Origin of the sequence: Pseudalkalibacillus berkeleyi (genome assembly GCF_021608225.1) — a bacterium.
In the GTDB taxonomy this organism is placed as follows: Bacteria; Bacillota; Bacilli; order Bacillales; family Fictibacillaceae; genus Pseudalkalibacillus; species Pseudalkalibacillus berkeleyi.
The window spans coordinates 2,721,432-2,736,325 of record NZ_JAKIJS010000001.1; the positions used below are offsets into that span (position 1 = coordinate 2,721,432).

A 14,894-nucleotide genomic window follows, 5' to 3' on the forward strand; every position below is an offset into this window, starting at 1 on the left:
TTATATATTAATATTCAGTCGTTATAATCGGTGTTCCAATAGTAATGGTTGTCTTTCCGCCTATTCCGTCATTTCGAAGTCCAATTTGCAAGTTCATATCGTGTTGTTTCGTTCGAATGGAATGCTTCCATTCGTCAGTATATGCTGATAAGGACAGAAATGTCTCTTCATTTAAAGATTCGATGATCGTTGCGTCAAATGACTGAACGAGTTGTTTCGCTAAATTTCGCAAAACAATACCCATCATATCATCCATTCCACCTATAACACAAGTATAAATAGTAGGATTATTTCCAAGCAGCAATCGGACTTTGTCACTATAGGACGGTTTAAATGCTTCCCAAACTTTTTGAGACCAAGTTTTTCCCTCAAGTTCATAAATAATGTACGTCTTATACTGTTTTTTGTGGGGGTAAGCGAACACGGTAACCTTTTCAGTCAGTCCGTATGCATTTTTGGTATAACCCTGGACTTCCCAATGTTCGTCGGTTTCGACAACCCTATCCCACCGTAAATCTGGTGTTTTTGCCTGCAGGCTTTCTACTAACAATACATACCCACTAAAATCTGAAACAAAACCAATTTTGCTTTTTCCGTATAAAGACCATTCTTGAATTGCAATTTCAGAGGCTTTCATTACACGGGTAATGTCGATAAGTTCTGTATCATTTATAACAGGTTGCTTCGCTTCAGCTCCTGAAAAACATGCAAGCAAAATCACCAAACTTAAATTCATGATCATGAATTTCTTTTTCATCTTCCCCACACCTCTCGCCCACTAAGATAAAAGTTCTCCCTTAGTTACATTGTGGACCCTGAGCAAATGTCTCATACATGGAAGATGTAGTCATAAACCGACATATTGTATAGGTTATGCGCAGTTTTATGAAATGCTTGCGATACCTTTAATAACTTAGACGTAAAATAAGTACTTAAGTTGCAGTGACCAAGATAAATAATTCAAGAAAAATGTACTGACCAACGATGCGATCGCGATTGTAAGCAGGATCATAAGTAATCTTGCTTGTACGACTTTTCCACTTTTAATGAATTTTTCAAAGTTCAATCCTTGTATTGCCCACCAGGATACAGCTAGAAAAACAAGATTGATTATAATGCTTAACAGTGACTGCTGACCAAACGGTTGCATAAACGTACCTCCATCAATTGCTCTATATATTTTTCGACAAGATTTACACTTTTCCTGCTGTATATTACATGCTTTTACATTTTCATCCTAACGTCCTACAAAAATGTTATTTCCCACGCAATATACGACATCATTTTCCCCTGTACTTGTCTATCTACTGAAATTTCCGATTTGCCTAGGATAACTGCTTTCCTCCCATATGAAAAGTAATCCGAATTGAAAAAGCACCCTAATCATCATAGGGTGCCTTCTCGTGGTGTTTATTTTTCAAGTAGTTGGGTCATGTCGAATCCGTTATGAAAGAATTCGAGGGCTGCACTTGGATAGATACCGAATGCTAGCGTTCCGACTGTACAGATGACCATTACGAGTAGAAGCCCAACCGATGGTCGGATGCGATCGACCACACCGTTCCGGAAATACATTTGTACTAGCACATTAAAGTAGTACACGTATGAGATAACTGTCGTCGTAACCATGACAGAGGCCAAAACGTAATGCCCGGTGCTCAGCGTACTCATGAAAATTCCAAATTTCCCGATAAAACCAGCGGTAAATGGAAGTCCGGCAAGGGAAATCATAAATAGTGACATCATAACCGCTACAAGTGGTGATCGTTTATATAATCCGGAAAATGCAGTGATATCTTCAGATTTATCTCTTTCTGAAATAAATTGGATCACTGCAAATGCACCAATGTTCATTAACAAATAGGCGAGTAAATAGAACCATGTCGCTTTAAATACGAGTAGTGATAATGATACGAACGGCACGAGCACATAACCTGCGTGTGCAATACTTGAGTACGCAAACATGCGCTTAATGTTCCTTTGTCTGAGAGCAATAACATTTCCGACAATCATCGTAATCCCTGCAATAAACGCGATGTACGGCTGAAGCTCCAGAAGGATCGTGGTATGCCATCCGCCTTGACCAGAAAGAAAGCTCAGAATGAACACTTTCAGGATTAACACGAATCCAGCAGTCTTAGATACGACACTTAAGAAAGCTGTAATCGGTGTTGGTGATCCTTGGTACACATCTGGCGCCCACATATGGAAAGGAGCTGCCGCGATTTTAAAGGACAGACCAACGAATAGCATGACAAAAGCGATCAGTAGCAAGAAACCGTTTTGTTCGACGATTGGATCGGTTAGCGCTTCGCCAATGGAATAAAGATTCGTTGTACCAGTCAATCCATATACGTAGCTCATCCCAAATAATGTGATCGCAGTGGCGATACCGCCGTTTACGACATATTTAAAAGCTGCTTCATTAGAATGTAGATTTGTCTTTCTAATTCCGGCTAAAATGTAAGACGAAATCGAGAGTAGTTCAAGCCCTACAAATAGCGTGATCAAATCTGCACTTGATGCCATCATCATCGCACCGAGTAAAGCAGTCAATATTAAGTAAAAGAATTCACCACGATATTGCCAGTTCTTTTCTCCTTTATAATCCATCGCTAGCAACAAAATCAGTCCAGTGGCAAACAGGAACAATAATTTAAATGCTAAGGCAAATGCATCAAACCGGTACGTATCAAAGAGGATAGAACCTGTGGGATCACCAATTTGTAACGTTGCAAACACGATGGCGATTACGACACCAGCAATTGCAAACAGTGCGAGCGGCTTGCGACTTGCCTTGTTCGGCATAAACAAATCAATGAGTGACAGCAACGTTGCAACAATCAGGATCGTAAATTCAGGGGCCATCATTCCCCAGTCAAAGCTCAGTAATTTTTGCGTAGTCATGACATCGCCCCCTTACCTGCTGTCATCGCTTCAATTGTAAGGTGCAACATGTCAGATAGGATCGCTGGGTAAACACCAATTAATATAATGAAGAAAGTCAAAATCAGTGCCGGAAGCCATTCGACAAATCGGGCTTCTTTAATTGAAATCAACATCGGTTTCGTTTCCCCAAATGTAATCGTAAGGACTGCGCGCAGTATATAAACAGCAGTCAATATGATACCAAGCGTTCCGATCGCTGCTAAGACAGGCATCGTCTTGAACAAGCCGAGGAAAGCCATGAATTCACTAATGAACCCGGACATCCCAGGTAAACCAAGTGACGCTAATCCACCGACAAGTAAAAAGCCTGCTGTAATCGGCATCACTTTCGCTAGGCCACCTAGATGGGTGATGAGCGATGTGCCTGTACGTTGGTAGATCAACCCGACAATAAAGAATAACAGCGCAGATATTAATCCGTGTGAGACGACTTGAAACATCGCCCCTTGTGTACCTGCTTCGGTCAAACTTGCAATCCCAATGAGCACGATCCCCATATGGGAAACACTTGAGTAAGCAAGTACCTTTTTAAAATCGATTTGTACGAATGCGATAAACGCCCCATATAACAGATTAATCACGCCGAGTAAGGCAATCCAGAAGGCGATTTTCTCAAATTCACCTGGGAAGAAGCCAACCCCGAATTGTAATAGTCCGTATGCCCCGATCTTCAGCAAAATACCTGAGTGGATCATGACAATTGGAGGAGGTGCTTGCACGTGTACTTGTAGCATCCACGAGTGTAGCGGTACAATCGGTAATTTGACTCCTAATGCAACGAGCAAAGCAATCAGGAGTCCGAGCCGGAAGTCCTCCCCCATATATAACCGTTCGAGCATTTCTGGTGATTGGCTTAAGTATGCGGATAAGCCTGTAAAATTCATCGTTCCTGCCTTCATATAAAGGATGATGAATACGATCAATAATATCGCTGACCCTAGACCGTTATAGATTAAGAAGCTATAGGCTGCCTTCTCTTTATCAAGGTAACCCCACTTTCCGATTAAGAAGAACGTCGGAATTAACGTAATCTCGAAAAAGATGAAGAAGAGTAGTAAATTCTGTGAAGCGAAAACCCCAAGCATACCGATTTCTAACAAGAGGAACAGCATGAAGTAGCCCTTCCATTGATCCTTAATCCAAACAGAGGCTGCTGCCGCTAAGGTAGAAACGATTGCCGTTAACAGCAGCAACACGACAGAAAGCCCGTTCACCCCAAGATCATAACTGATGACAAAGTCGTTTCCAGCATCGAGCGGTTGTATGTGGAAATCGATCCATTTATACTGCTCAGCAAATTGGAGCGCTTCTTTCGTTTGGTCAAATCCGATAAAGACGAGAAATGCTAAAGCAAGTGGTAAAAGTGTCGCCAACAAGCCGACCCACTTAATGACCACTTCATCTGTTTTCGGTACGAATAACAAGACTAAAATTCCGAGTAACGGGGAGAAAATCAATGCGGATAATAATATCGAATCCATTATGTTAAATACCCCCCTAACAATGCAACGATGAGTAGTAGGATTGCCATCCCGCTAAATGCGACTGCTCCGTACAATTGAACCTGCCCGCTATGCATCTTCGATCCGAGCTTACTGACCCATGCAACGATACCCGTGATGAGTTGGACTAGTCCTTCTACAACGAAACGGTCGACATAGTACCAGAGATAACTGAAACCTCTCGTCCCTTTAACAAAGCTGTAATCATATGTTTCGTCGATAAAATATTTGTTCAATAAAATGTAGTGGAAGTCTGGTGACGCTGCTGACAGCCTCGCAACCTTTTTCTTCGCGTAAACGAGCCATGCCATGAAGATGCCAAGTAATGAAACACCTGTTGCGACGACAGGAATCCACCAATGTGTATCGTGGTGATGAATGTCCAAGTAAGGATTTTGTGCTAAGAAGTCTCCTAGCAACGGTGCCATCGGCGTGTTAATGTACCCAGCCACAATTGCTAGAACGCCTAGGATCACCATCGGAAAGACCATGACGCCTGGTGATTCGTGTACCTTCAGCTTCTTGTCCGATGCACGGGATTCACCGGTAAAGACGAGGAAAAATAGGCGGAACATATAGAACGCCGTTATAAATGCTGCAACGACCGCTATCCAGAATAAGCCGAAACGACCATCTGCATAGGTCGATGCTAAAATTTCATCCTTACTGAAAAATCCAGACAGTAAAGGGACGCCAGAAATCGCCATTGCCCCGATTAAAAACAGTGGAGCGGTCCATTTCATTTTCTTCCAAAGCCCACCCATTTCATGGATGTTTTGTGTATGTACTGCATGTATGACACTTCCAGCCGCAAGAAATAGCAATGCTTTAAAGAAGGCGTGCGTCGTTAAGTGGAAGATTCCCGCAACATAACCTGAGGAACCGAGCGCGAGCATCATATACCCAAGCTGACTGACAGTCGAATAGGCGAGCACTCGCTTGATATCTGCTTGTGCTAAACCGATTGTAGCTGCAAAAATGGCAGTAAATCCACCGACGACAGCAACGGTTGTCATAGCGGTTTCGGATGCTTCAAATAACGGGAACATCGCGGCTACTAAGTAAACACCTGCTGCAACCATTGTAGCGGCATGAATTAAAGCCGATACGGGTGTTGGACCTTCCATAGCGTCCGGCAACCACGTATGTATCGGGAATTGACCTGACTTACCCATTGCCCCGACAAAGATTAAGATGGCTGTTAATGTAATCCATCCTTCTGATATATCGCCACCCGATACAGCGTCAAAAATGGCATCGAGCTCGAAACTACCGACTTGCCAGAACAATAGGATCATCCCGATGAATAATCCAACGTCCCCGATACGCGTCATGATAAATGCTTTCTTCGCCGCTTCACGTGCTTCACTTTTATAAAAGTAATAACCGATCAATAGGAACGATCCTACCCCGACGAGCTCCCAAAAAATATACAACTGAAGCAAGTTCGGTGATAAGACGAGACCTAGCATAGCAAATGTGAATAAGCCTAAATATCCGAAAAAGATAGGGAAACGTTCATCTCCGTGCATATACCCTTTCGAATATACTTGAACTAAAAAGCTGACGAGTGAAACAATAACGAGCATAAGTGCATTAAGCGGATTGATGAGATAACCGACTGTTAAAACGGTATCTCCAATTGCAAGCCATTCAAACGTTGACTTGACCGACTCTCCACCCCACTGCCCTGCAAAAATGATGGCAGATAAGATGAGAGATCCAAGTGTCAGCAAGGAGCCGACAAGTGCTGATGCTTCCTTCAACCTACGACCAAACAATAAGAGAAGGACGAAGGATAAAAGCGGTAATGCAGGTATGATCCAAATAATCGGGTTCATAATTCGACCTCCTCCTTATCGTTTCAATATGTTCATTTCATCTACGTTTACTGTTTTACGGTTTCGGTATAGCGCGATGAGAATCGCAAGCCCTACCGCAGCTTCTGCAGCAGCAACCGTAATGGTGAATAAAGCAAAGATTTGTCCCGTTATGTTCGGATTGATTCCAAATTTCGCAAATGCGACGAGATTGATATTCACTGCGTTGAGCATTAATTCGATAGAAATCAAAACAATTACAGCATTCCGTTTCGTTAATGCACCATACAGACCGATACAAAATAAGATTAAAGCAAGGACAAGATAGACGGATAAAGGAACACTACTCATTGTCCTCTGCCTCCTTCTCATCATCCCGTTTTGCAAGAACAATTGCGCCGACTAAGGCAACGAGTAACAGAACGGACGTCAATTCAAATGGAATGATGTATTTCGAGTAAAGCTCAATTCCGATTTTCTCTGCGTTATCGACATGCAGTTCAGCCGCCTGTTCACCAAAGCTGAGGTCATTAATCTGTAAGAACATAATAACGAAGAACACCGCAATACCTGATAGGACAATGATCGATTTCGGTAAAGATACCTTTTTTTCGGCTCGATCATCGTGTCTTGTCAGCATAATGCCAAATAACATGATGATTGTAATGGCACCTGAGTAGATCAGGATTTGAACAAACGCGAGAAATTCTGCCGATAGCATAATATATAAACCAGCAATCGATAGAAACGTAAACACGAGCGCGATGACCATATGGACGACCTTTGTCAGGTTCAACATGAGTACACCGCTTCCGATTGCCACGAGTGCGAGGACGAAGAATAAGATCAACTCACCATTCATGCCTTATTCTCCCTTCGTACATTCCGATCATTTTCATCGAGCCATTCTAGATTTTTGAACAGCTCATCGCGGCTATATTCTGCAAGCTCAAAATTGTTCGTCATGACAATCGCTTCTGTCGGACAAACCTCTGTACATAAATCGCAAAGAATACAAATCTCGAAATTGATATCATACGTATCGATGATTTTCCCTTTTTTATTCGGGTCCGGATGCTTCTTACCAGTCAGCTCGATACAATCCGTCGGACAGATGTTGGCACATTGGTTACAGACGATGCATTTCTCCGGATAAAACTTCTGGATGCCGCGGAAACGGTCTGGCATTTCAATCGGTTCGTCCGGATATGACGTCGTAACGTTCTGTTTCGTTAAGTTTTTGAGTGTGTATTTTAACCCTTTTACGAGTCCTTTCATTGTAATCCCTCCGTTAGAACCAGATTTCCTTGATAACCGCGCTTATGAAAATGTTCAGTAACGCTAACGGTAAGAGCACTTTCCATCCAAATGACATGAGCTGATCCGCTCGTAGACGTGGTAAAGTTGCTCGGATCCAAATCATGACGAACACGATGAAACTGAACTTGATTGCAAACCAGATGACGCCAGGTATGAAGTCTAGGAAAGGAATTGGGTTCCATCCACCTAAGAAAAGAATCGTCGTGATCGATGCCATTGCAAACAAGTAGACGTATTCAGTGAGCATGAAGAACGCCCACCTGAACCCAGAGTACTCGACATGGTAACCGGCAACAAGCTCCGACTCGGCCTCTGGTAAATCAAATGGTGTTCGGTTCAATTCCGCGACTGAAGCGATGATAAAGATGAAAAATGCAAGCGGTTGAACGAATAAGTAAGCTAAGTTCTGCTGTGCTTCAACGATTTCAACAAGATTCAAGCTACCGGTAAGTAAAATAATACCAATCACCGACATGACGAGCGGGACTTCGTATGAAATCATTTGAGCTGCTGAACGCATGCCCCCGAGAAGTGCATACTTATTATTCGATGCCCATCCACCCATCAAGATCCCAACAGTGGATATACCGGAAATCGCAATGTAATAGAGTAATCCGATTCCGATATCAGAGAACCTGAGTGATTCGGAAAACGGGATGACAGCAAGCACCATGAATGCTGGAGCGAACGCAATGACTGGTGCGAGAATGAACAATGGTCTGTCTGCCGCTTTTGGTATTGTGTCTTCCTTTAATAAAAGCTTCAGTACATCAGCGACCGTTTGCAGTAATCCGAGTGGACCACCGACACGGTTCGGTCCGACACGTAGTTGCATGAAACCGATGACTTTACGCTCTGCTAAAATCGCGTACGTAACGAAACCAAGTACCATCATGAGAAGTCCTGCACCTAAGGCGAAAAAGATCAACGTATTCAAGTAGGAAGGTGCTGAATAGAGAAGATCTTGGATCATTAGCCGTCAACCTCCCCGAGTACGATATCGATCCCACCGAGAATGGTGATTAAGTTTGCGATATTTTCCCCTTCTAAAAGCTTCGGTAAAATTTGCAGGTTATAGAAGGACGGTCGTCGGAACTTCAATCGATAAGGTTCCTTTTTTCCTTTTGAAGCGATATAGCATCCAATTTCTCCGCGTGGAGATTCTATGCGGACGTATGTTTCACCTGCTGGCGGCTTGATGATTCTTGGCACTTTTGCCATAATCTCACCTTCAGATGGAAACTGCTCTACTGCTTGTTCGATAATTTTTAACGATTCTTCGATTTCAGCCATTCGGCATTGATAGCGCGTCCACGCATCTCCACCATCCTTGACAGGAACATTAAAATCGAAGCGGTCGTACAAGGAATACGGCTCGTTTTTCCGAAGATCCCAATCGACGCCTGTGCAACGTAGGTTTGCACCACTTAATGAGTAAGCAAAAGCATCTTCCTTCGTATATGTGCCGACACCTTTTACACGATTCAAGAAAATTTCGTTGCCACTAATCAGATCGTGGTAACCCGCAAGCTGTTCACGCATATGCGGTACGAAATCTCGGACTTTCTCAATCCAACCTTCTGGCGCATCCCACTTAACGCCCCCAACACGCATGTAGTTGAACGTCAGTCTTGCACCAGAAATTTCGTTTAAAAAGTTGATGATCATTTCCCGCTCTCTGAATGCATACAGGAACGGACTCATCGCACCAATATCAAGTAAATATGTACCGAACCAGACGAGGTGACTCGCAACTCTACCAAGTTCCATCACAAGTACGCGAAGGTAATCCGCTCGCTCTGGAATTTCGAGCTCCATCATCGTTTCAACTGCATGACAGAGGATGTAGTTGTTCGTCATCGCCGAAAGGTAATCCATTCGGTCTGTATAAGGAATAATTTGTGTGTATTGCAGATCTTCGGCAAGCTTTTCTGTTCCGCGATGGAGGTAACCGATCACAGGTGTTGCTTCTTTAATGATTTCTCCATCAATTTTCAGGACAATCCGAAACACGCCGTGTGTACTTGGATGTTGAGGTCCAACATTTAATAACATTTCTTCAGTACGGATCATAGGTTACACCTCCACATCGTATGGTTCATAGTCTTTGCGCATCGGGTGTCCAACCCAATCATCTGGCATAAGGATGCGCGTCATATTTGGATGTCCTGTAAAATGAATGCCTAGTAAGTCGAACGCTTCCCGCTCTGGCCAGTTTGCACCAGGCCATAACGGTGCGAGTGATGCCACTTCAGGCTTGTCGCGATCAACCTTTACTTTCAGCGCGACGGGCTGGTTGTTTTTAAATGAGAAGAGATGGGTATAGATTTCCATATGTGTTTCAAAATCAGTACCGTGCAGTTCACTTACATATTCAAAATCAAACTGTTCATTGTACTTCATGAATTCTGCTAGTTTATAGTATTGGTCGTGCTTGGCAACAAGTGTTGGTACGTCCTTTGCCAATCGGTTAATATATGAATCTTCTAGGATGTCATCGCCAAGATTGTCCTTGATCACCTTGACGTATTTGTCTAAGAGGGGTTGATTGGTTGATGGCTTTTCTTCTGCTGGTTCATCTTCTGTTGGGCTAGCACCTGCGCCTTGCTTCGCTTTTGCGGCAGCGGCCGCCTTTGCTTTTGCCTTAGCAGCGGCAATCGCCTTCGCTTTTTCGTCGTCCGTTGCTCCTCCGCCTGATGCTTTTGCCTTTGCGGCAGCAGCTGCTTTTGCCTTGGCTACAGCGGCTGCCTTCGCCTTAGCTTTTTCATCGTCCGTTGCTGATCCACCTGATGCCTTCGCTTTCGCGGCAGCAGCGGCTTTTGCTTTGGCTGCTGCGGCTGCTTTCGCCTTGGCTGCAGCCTTCGCCTTTTCGTCAGCTGGGGCGCCTTCACTTGGTGATTCTTCAGCTTCTTTAGCTGCTTTTTTCTCAGTAGCTTTTCGTTTCGCCTCTTCTACCGCTTTTCGCTTCGCTTCCGCCTTCTCTTCTTCGTTCATTTCTGAGAACGGTTTTTCCGCTGGTTTTTCAGTGGCTGCTTCCTTTGCTGCCTTCTTCTCCGCAGCCTTCCGTTTTGCCTCTTCTACTGCTTTACGCTTCGCTTCCGCTTTCTCTTCCTCGTTCATTTCAGAGAACGGTTTTTCCGCTGGTTTTTCTGAGGTTGCTTCCTTTGCTGCTTTTTTCTCAGCAGCTTTTCGTTTCGCCTCTTCTACCGCTTTTCGCTTCGCTTCCGCTTTCTCTTCTTCGTTCATTTCAGAGAACGGTTTTTCCGCTGGTTTTTCTGAGGCTGCTTCCTTTGCTGCCTTCTTCTCCGCAGCTTTCCGTTTCGCCTCTTCTACTGCTTTACGCTTCGCTTCCGCTTTCTCTTCTTCGTTCATTTCGGAGAACGGCTTTTCTTGATCGCTCATTGATCCGTCACCCGCTTCCCAGTCTTAGCTTCATAGCGGATTTTTTCTTGTAATTTATTGATTCCATAGATTAAAGCCGCCGGATTTGGCGGGCATCCTGGAATATACACATCAACAGGGACGATTTGATCGACCCCTTTTACAACTGCATAAGATTTTATGTATGGTCCACCTGCTGTTGCGCAAGAACCCATGGCGATAACCCATTTCGGTTCTGGCATTTGATCATAAAGTCGCTTTAGAACTGGTGCCATCTTCTTTGTAACTGTACCTGAAACGATCATCACGTCCGATTGGCGCGGTGATGTGCGGAAAATCGATCCGAAACGGTCAAGGTCATAATGTGACGCACCTGTCCCCATCATTTCAATGGCACAGCAAGCTAACCCGAACGTGAGCGGCCACAGCGAGTTACTTCTAGCCCATGCCTTCACTTGCTCGAGCGTGACAAAGAATACATTCTTTTGAAGCTCTTGATGGTCTTGTGGGGAGATATCTTCTAGTCTTACATCCATTTTAGCACCTTCTTTTTCCACGCATAGATGAGTCCGATCAACAACATGATGATGAAGATCGTCATTTCAATCAATGCAAAAATCCCGAGCTTTTCATACGCGACAGCCCAAGGGTATAAGAAAACGGTCTCTACATCGAAAATAACGAATAATAGAGCGAAGATATAATAACGAACATTGTATTGAACCCAGCTTTGATGAAAGGGCTCGATACCACTTTCATAGGTTGTCTGCTTTTCTTTGGTCGGTTTCGATGGTCGTAATAGTTTCCCAGCTGTCAAAGCGACAACAGGTAAAAGGATTCCTAAGAGCAGGAACATGAGGACGACCAGATAATTGTTTTGATACAAGTGATAGAGCTCCATATGTACCCCCCGATCTCAATCTGTCAATCAATGTCATTGTTAGAAAGTTTTCAAAATTGTAATCGTTATCAATTATACCAAATACCATTTTGAGTGTCGACACGCTGTACGATAATGAATTCCATATTCAGTAAATGATTCGAAATAAGGAAATATCCCCTACAAATATCGGTAACTTTCTATTGATTTTTACATTCACCCACCTTTAGTAGATAAAAAGTTTTGTGGGTCGAGGGAACTGTCCCCCTGACTCGCTATAAAAATACGCCGCCATAAACGAGTGCACCTGCTATGACAATCGCTGGATGTACTTTGAAGCGGACGAGCGTTAAATAGCTGGCTGCCAAGAGGATAATCGTTTGTAAGATACCGCTGCTTTCATAAGAGCTTTGAAAAAACTGAAATGCCATAACACCGAGCAGTACTGCGATGGCTGGACGCACTGTCACCGTCATCCGCTTCACTTTTTCAGACTCTTTGTACTTCATTAAAACTTTCAACAGGATGATCATAAGTAGTAAGGAAGGTGCTATCGTTGCGAAAACACCGACGACAGCACCGAGCCAACCACCTTCTACGAATCCGATATAGCCCGCCATTTTAGTGGCAATCGGTCCTGGTAATGCATTGCCGAGCGCTAGCACTTCACTAAACTCTTGGGTAGACATCCATCCGTATCGGTCGACGACTTCATTTTCCACTAATGGAATCGATGCCGGTCCACCACCATATCCAAGAATCCCTGGAATGAAAAAGGCGAGAAAAATATGCCAGTAAATCATGCTACCTCCCTCCGATTCTTACCGAGAAGTGCGTATCCGAGTAACAGCCCGATCATAATACCTGGGTGGAGGTTCAGGACTTCCATCAAAATAACTGAAAGCACGATGATGACGATGGCTTGTGTCCATCCGAGACCTGCTTTCGATTTTTTCGTAAACTGCCAAGTGAGCTGAGCGAGCATAAAGCCAACGACAGGAATAACCGCATTCGTCATCCCTTGGACCCAAGGCTTATCTTTGTACATCGTTAATGTGGTAAGGAGGACAATCATCGCAATAATAGATGGTAAAATCGTTGCCATAACTGCGTTGATCATGCCTATCACACCAGCCACCCGAAAGCCGATGTAACCAGCAAGTTTGGTCGCAATCGGTCCTGGGAGTGTGTTTCCGAGTGCGAGTAAATCTCCAAATTCTTCATCGGTAAACCAACGATAGTGCTCAACAACTTCCTTATGTATGAGCGGAATGGACGATGGTCCACCGCCATAACCGAAAATACCGACTCGAAAAAAGGCGAGAAACAATGAAAGCTGTTTGTTCTTCATCATCACCAAGCAGCGACACTGCCATCTGTTCTAGATTCCGTTCCCCCAGCTAAAACGCCCGTCTCAGGATCGCGCCAAATGATTTGTCCTCGTCCAAACGGTCCACCATCCATCGCCACTTGGATGTGGTGTCCTTTTCTCGCTAACGCTTGAGCAATATGGTTCGGAAAGCTGGGCTCAACGAGAACCTTCTTATCCTCCATCCATTGCCATCTCGGTGAGTCGAGTGCGGCCTGTGGATGAAGGTGGAAATCGACGGTGTTCATAACAACTTGTAGATGGCCTTGCGGTTGCATGAAACCACCCATAACACCGAACGGGCCGACTGGCTGATCTCCTTTTGTCAAAAATCCTGGAATAATTGTGTGAAATGTCTTTTTTCCGCCATCAAGGGCATTATCATGATTGGGATCCATCGAAAAATTGTGACCTCTATTTTGGAGTGCGACCCCCGTACCAGGAACGACGAGTCCAGAGCCAAATCCCATGTAATTACTTTGAATGAAAGAAACCATGTTGCCTTCCTCATCTGCAGTCGCAAGATAAACCGTTCCGCCTTTTGGAGGCGTGCCAGGTTCAGGTTGCATCGCCTGCCCACCGATTAATTGACGACGTTCTTCTGCGTATGTATTCGATAAAAGTGATTCCACTGATGTCGTCATACTCCGACCTTCCGTTACATACTTAAGCCCATCCGTAAATGCGAGTTTCATAGCTTCGATTTGCTTATGATACGTTTCGACGTACTCTTTTCCGGTAAACTCGTAACCCTTTAGAATGTTGAGCGCTATAAGTGTCACGATCCCTTGTCCGTTAGGTGGAATCTCCCAAACTTTGTAGCCCCGGTAATCAACACCGATCGGATCGACCCATTCTGGTTGATAGGCTGCTAGATCTTCTTTACGCAAAAAACCACCGTAATGTTTGGAAAATGCATCGATTTCGTCTGCAATTCTCCCACGGTAAAATGATTCTGCTTTCGTTTCAGCAATTTCTTTTAACGTAGCGGCATGACCTTCAGAACGCCATACCTCTCCGATTTCAGGTGCTTTTCCGTTAGGTGCAAAAGTCTCAAACCAATGCTTGAATTCCTCATCATTCAGTACATTTTTAAAGTGTTCCGCTGCCGCTCTCCAAAACTTCCCGAGCGTTGGTGAGACCGGATATCCGTCCTCCGCATATTTAATCGCTGGCGCCAACACTTCTGTTAGCGGTAACTTTCCGAAACGCTCGGATAAAGCAGTCCAAGCGGATGGCGCACCTGGCACTGTCACAGGTGTCCAACCGAATTTCGGGATTTCATTGATTCCTTTTTCCTTAAGAGCTTCAATCGAGATCGAATGGGGTGATGGTCCACTCGCGTTGAGCCCGTGGAGTTTGCCTTTTACCCAAACGAGTGCAAAAGCATCTCCGCCAATTCCATTCGAGGTTGGTTCAACAACCGTCAGACATGCCGCGGTTGCTATTGCAGCATCAATGGCATTGCCCCCTTTTTTTAAAATATCCAGCCCAGCTTGTGCTGCCAACGGTTGCGATGTCGCAACCATTCCTCTTTTCCCAAAGGTCGTCATCCGCTGTGACGGATATGGATTGTATAAATAGTCATGATTCATAGCAAACATCCTCTCAAGATCTTCGTGGGTTATGTCCATTATATCGAGTATGAGCGAACGTTCAATTCTTTTGTCTGA

At 44.3% G+C, this 14,894-nt stretch carries 16 protein-coding genes; all 16 read right to left on the minus strand.

Going from position 1 to position 14,894, the window contains the following annotated elements:
• Window positions 1–7: 7 nt before the first annotated feature.
• A complete protein-coding gene (locus L2716_RS14180) occupies window positions 8–757 on the minus strand; it encodes a YwmB family TATA-box binding protein (RefSeq protein WP_236337261.1) in 750 nt (249 codons plus the stop codon).
• Window positions 758–913: 156 nt separating this feature from the next.
• Window positions 914–1,150 (minus strand): DUF1146 family protein, encoded by a 237-nt coding sequence (locus L2716_RS14185; RefSeq protein ID WP_236337263.1) that lies wholly within the window; start codon window positions 1,148–1,150, stop codon window positions 914–916.
• Window positions 1,151–1,410: 260 nt separating this feature from the next.
• The gene (nuoN, locus tag L2716_RS14190; RefSeq protein ID WP_236337279.1) at window positions 1,411–2,907 is read right to left on the minus strand and encodes an NADH-quinone oxidoreductase subunit NuoN; all 1,497 of its coding nucleotides are present in this window, start codon (window positions 2,905–2,907) and stop codon (window positions 1,411–1,413) included.
• Window positions 2,904–4,430 (minus strand): complex I subunit 4 family protein, encoded by a 1,527-nt coding sequence (locus L2716_RS14195; protein ID WP_236337281.1) that lies wholly within the window; start codon window positions 4,428–4,430, stop codon window positions 2,904–2,906. Before L2716_RS14195 ends, nuoN begins: the two co-directional genes overlap by 4 nt.
• Entirely contained in the window at window positions 4,430–6,292 is a 1,863-nt protein-coding gene (gene nuoL / locus L2716_RS14200; protein WP_236337283.1) for an NADH-quinone oxidoreductase subunit L, read from the minus strand. Before nuoL ends, L2716_RS14195 begins: the two co-directional genes overlap by 1 nt.
• Window positions 6,293–6,307: 15 nt before the next feature.
• Window positions 6,308–6,622 (minus strand): NADH-quinone oxidoreductase subunit NuoK, encoded by a 315-nt coding sequence (nuoK, locus tag L2716_RS14205; RefSeq protein WP_236337284.1) that lies wholly within the window; start codon window positions 6,620–6,622, stop codon window positions 6,308–6,310.
• Window positions 6,615–7,133, minus strand: coding sequence for an NADH-quinone oxidoreductase subunit J (locus tag L2716_RS14210; protein WP_236337289.1), 519 nt, complete (start codon window positions 7,131–7,133; stop codon window positions 6,615–6,617). The genes nuoK and L2716_RS14210 overlap by 8 nt, the downstream gene beginning before the upstream one ends.
• Entirely contained in the window at window positions 7,130–7,549 is a 420-nt protein-coding gene (nuoI, locus tag L2716_RS14215) for an NADH-quinone oxidoreductase subunit NuoI (protein WP_236337290.1), read from the minus strand. The genes L2716_RS14210 and nuoI overlap by 4 nt, the downstream gene beginning before the upstream one ends.
• Before the next feature lie 13 nt (window positions 7,550–7,562).
• Complete coding sequence (nuoH, locus tag L2716_RS14220; RefSeq protein WP_236337300.1) at window positions 7,563–8,564, minus strand: NADH-quinone oxidoreductase subunit NuoH; 1,002 nt, start codon at window positions 8,562–8,564, stop codon at window positions 7,563–7,565.
• The gene (locus tag L2716_RS14225; protein ID WP_236337302.1) at window positions 8,564–9,664 is read right to left on the minus strand and encodes an NADH-quinone oxidoreductase subunit D; all 1,101 of its coding nucleotides are present in this window, start codon (window positions 9,662–9,664) and stop codon (window positions 8,564–8,566) included. Before L2716_RS14225 ends, nuoH begins: the two co-directional genes overlap by 1 nt.
• A gap of 3 nt (window positions 9,665–9,667) precedes the next feature.
• Window positions 9,668–10,993 (minus strand): NADH-quinone oxidoreductase subunit C, encoded by a 1,326-nt coding sequence (locus L2716_RS14230; protein ID WP_236337321.1) that lies wholly within the window; start codon window positions 10,991–10,993, stop codon window positions 9,668–9,670.
• Window positions 10,990–11,508, minus strand: a complete 519-nt coding sequence (locus tag L2716_RS14235) for a NuoB/complex I 20 kDa subunit family protein (RefSeq protein ID WP_236337323.1) — start codon at window positions 11,506–11,508, stop codon at window positions 10,990–10,992. The genes L2716_RS14230 and L2716_RS14235 overlap by 4 nt, the downstream gene beginning before the upstream one ends.
• Window positions 11,499–11,873 carry an NADH-quinone oxidoreductase subunit A gene (locus L2716_RS14240; RefSeq protein WP_236337326.1) on the minus strand — a complete coding sequence of 125 codons (375 nt, stop codon included), beginning with the start codon at window positions 11,871–11,873 and terminating at the stop codon, window positions 11,499–11,501. Before L2716_RS14240 ends, L2716_RS14235 begins: the two co-directional genes overlap by 10 nt.
• Before the next feature lie 254 nt (window positions 11,874–12,127).
• Window positions 12,128–12,655, minus strand: coding sequence for a chromate transporter (locus tag L2716_RS14245; RefSeq protein WP_236337334.1), 528 nt, complete (start codon window positions 12,653–12,655; stop codon window positions 12,128–12,130).
• Window positions 12,652–13,203 (minus strand): chromate transporter, encoded by a 552-nt coding sequence (locus L2716_RS14250; protein WP_236337336.1) that lies wholly within the window; start codon window positions 13,201–13,203, stop codon window positions 12,652–12,654. The genes L2716_RS14245 and L2716_RS14250 overlap by 4 nt, the downstream gene beginning before the upstream one ends.
• Before the next feature lie 2 nt (window positions 13,204–13,205).
• Window positions 13,206–14,816 (minus strand): gamma-glutamyltransferase family protein, encoded by a 1,611-nt coding sequence (locus L2716_RS14255; RefSeq protein ID WP_236337337.1) that lies wholly within the window; start codon window positions 14,814–14,816, stop codon window positions 13,206–13,208.
• Window positions 14,817–14,894 lie beyond the last annotated feature (78 nt).